The following is a 3,522-nucleotide window of genomic DNA, read 5'->3' as shown; positions in this document are numbered from 1 at the left end:
ACGGTGTCCTGGGCCGCTTCTGGAGGCAGAATGGTCACCGGGAGACCGGTGTTTGCTGATTGTGCGGAGACCAGACGCGCCGCAATTGTTTCCGTCGTGTCGCCCACCGCACCGGCGGTAGCCGTAGCGGTGGCCTCAACAACCTGCCCACCACGGACAAGAGGAACCGTTACCGAAGGTGGGATAGTGCTGAGTTTCGGCGACGAGGAAAGCGTCAGGGTTACATTGGTCGCGCCCTCTTCACCCAGGTTTCGCACGCGCGCCAGGACGGTGTAGTTCTGGCGAGTGTTCACATGTGGGGCGTTGGGCGCCGCCACCTGCAGACCCTCAAGTCGCAGCCGTGCCGGTTCTTGCACGGCTATCACACCGGCCTGCTCCAGGTCGGCGGTCACACTTAGTTGGCGGCCGCTATTGATTTCTTCCGCCGCAACCGTGCCGGTTAGTACGACCGTCCCCCTACTGGCTGAAGTATTGTCCACAACGAACACCAAGCTGTCTGTGCTTCCAGCCTCCAGAACAAGACCCCCTCCGCCAAGAGCCGATGGACGGCGGACTAACCAGTCCGAGCCTAAAGAGAAGTTGACAAAGGTGCGGGAAGCGAGTGTGTCGACGAGGAGATCGCTGCCTCCGGTGTTGGTAACCACCATGCTGATCTGCCAATCGGTGCTCTGCCCCACCGTGGCAGCGGGCTGCGAAGGCCGCACCTTCACGATCTCGAGCGCCGCGGGAGCCTGAGCAGTGAAGTATCCCCACTGCGTATTGGTCACCGCGTAAAGGTGGTTGGTCGGATCGGAGACCTCGGTGGCCCATACCTCGGCATAGATGCGAATTGGGCCAAGGGTGGTGGCAATGGTCTGCGTCACCGGAAAGCGTAGTTCGTCACTCGCACCCGCCCCTAATATGGGGCTGCCACTCCCTTGGAACGCGGTTGGCGTCTGGAAAAGGTACTCACCAGTGACGTCTGTCCCCAAGCGGAACAAACGCAAGCGCGTGCTGTCCAGCCTCACCGCCGAGACGCCATTGTTGGCCACGTATACCGAGAGAAACCAGGGGCGCGTTTGCCCCTGCGTCACACTCGGCTGGGAGGCAGAGGTATTTTGAATCGCCAGCCGCGTCTCTGGGGCAACGTAGACGAGGTCGGACAAGACTATTTGCACCGAGAATGGGTTCTGATTCTCTGTGCCCTCTATGCGCACCACTGGCGCGTAGGAGCCGGCCGCCATGGTCCTGGGCACCTGCTTGCTTACAAAGCTTAAAGTCGTATCTCCTGGAGCAATGACAGTTCCGGGTGGACCATTGAGTCCCGCCTGAAATTGATGGCCCTGCCCGTCGTCAATCCTGAGCCAGGTGCTTGACTGCTCAAGGAGGACCGTGGAACCGCCGGTGTTCCGCACGCGCAGGGAAAACGAAGCGTAGCTCCCGCGACTCACACTCACCGGCGACAGGGACCCTTGCAAGTAGGCCAGCTGGGCGCGCAACTGAATGTGCACCAGGTCACTGCCCCCGTCGTAAGTGTCGTCGCTCAGAATCCGTCCACTGTTGATTTCGGTGCCGCGCACCACAGCATGAATGGCCACCGCAGCCGGGGTTAGAGGAGTCTGGTCCACGGTGAACAAGAGCGTGCCCGTGCTGTTGCCACGCAATCTGGTGCCTCCAGTACCTTCCAGCCCCGTCGGCCTGATGATGCTGTATGCCCCCGGCGGGTTAAAGACAAGTGTGCTCTGCGCGGGACTCAGGTCCAAGGCAATATCGCTTTCCCCAAGGTTTCTCAGATGAACGCGCACGGTCCAATCCCTTGTCTGCCCGGCGGTGACAAAGGTGTCCGACGCCTCAACGCGGATGATGCGCAGATCAGCCGGCCGTTGCGCCCAGACTGCCGATGTAGCCGTGCGGGTCAGGGGCACCCCGGAGTTGACGTTTACCCCTCGGACGGTAGCACCGATGGTCACCGGCCCTGGACTAACCCCTGTTCTATTGACCACATAACGCAGCACATCCGAAGATCCGGCCTCCAGGATCGCGTCGTTGCCATTTAGCAAAGCAGAAGGTTTGGTAATTTCAACACCGGGCGCCTCTTCCGGCGACAAGCTAACCCCTGATTGGGCAAAGTCCACCAGAATATTGGTGCCCCCACCATTTCTAACGTGGACATCGATCTGCCATGCCTTCGCCTGCCCCACGGTGACGCTGTCCTGCGAGGCCACCACGCGGTCGATGAGCAACACTGGTGCGGTTTGAACCGTTACGCCTCCGAAAACCATGGAGCGCCCGGAATCATCATACGTGCCATCCGTGCACCCCACACGGGCGGCGATAGTAATGTCGCCGGGGGTTTGACCCGTAGCCACGACGGTAAAGACCAAACTATCCGGAGGCCCACCACCCACAAGTACAGTGCCCCCGCCCTGCAATGCGGTGGGACTAACCACGGTGTATTGGCCGGTCAGGTCCAAAGCGCCTTTGCGGAAGGTCAGATACGTGCTCTTCGGAGACAGATCAAGCACTAGGTTGGTCAGACTCTTGTTTTGCACACGCACCGTAACTGTCCATTCAGCAGTCTGGCCTTGGGTCACGGTCGGCTGCGAGGCACGAATGGACTGAAGTTCTAAGCTCGGTTGCTGCGCCAGCACGAAAAAGTCAGGTGTGGGGCTCGAGAAGGCATAGCTTCCACCAGAGTTGGCATCCCTTGCATACGCGTGAGCTGTTACTTGAACAAGTCCCGGAGTAGCGGTACGGGCAGCTGTCAGGAAAAAGACGAACTGCCGCAGCTGGTTGGCACCCACAGTGGTTGGATTCTCCGGTGAGGCCACGATCTGGTACTCGCTGTTGACTGGCTGTCCGCTCCGATACAAGGCAAAGGCCACGCTGTCAACCAAGGCCGTAGCTGCCTGGGCACCGGTGTTTTGGATCCAGACGCTAATCGGAACGTCCGCTTGACCCTGGCGCACCGTGTCGGCATTCACTGCCAGCGTCGTAATGGCGAGGTTGGGCGGCGTCTGGACTGTCCACAGGTGTTTGGTCGTGGCCCCCGCCGCTGAGACCGGTATCCCTGCATAAAGGCCCGACACCGAGCCGTCCACCGTAACCACATCCGCCATCGCCGAACCCTTGACGCCCACCACGAACGTCAGAGTCTGTTGTGCACCGCCCGGAATCTGTGTGACTGCATCTGTGCGCACCGTGACATAGTCGTTAGTGCGATTCTGCGGAGGCTGACCTGCACTAAAAACCAAGTCGGCACTGGTGATGGTGACCGGCTCCGTGCCAAAATTGCGGACGGCCATGCTCACCTGAATACCTTGTTGCCCCTGGCTGACGGTAGCCAAAAGGGAGGAGACAGAGGAGACTTCTATGGCATAAACATCGATATCGGCAGAGCGTTTCTGAATGCCAGTGGCGTGGTCGTACACACTGATGGTCTGCACCCCAGGGGTGCGCAGCACAAACCCGCTTCCGGCAAAAGAATGCACACCGTTGTCACCGGGAACGAAGGTATAGCGGTTGTTCACATCATAGGGTAAC

At 59.9% G+C, this 3,522-nt stretch carries 1 protein-coding gene; it reads right to left on the bottom strand.

What is annotated here, in order from left to right; all coding sequences use genetic code 11:
* Positions 1-3,522: hypothetical protein (locus ONB25_15055; protein ID MDZ7394204.1), on the bottom strand; the 3,522-nt coding region annotated here is incomplete at both ends.

This window comes from candidate division KSB1 bacterium (assembly GCA_034506335.1).
Taxonomy (GTDB): Bacteria; Zhuqueibacterota; Zhuqueibacteria; order JANLFK01; family Oleimicrobiaceae; genus Oleimicrobium.
This window is presented reverse-complemented; position numbering and strand designations above follow the sequence as displayed.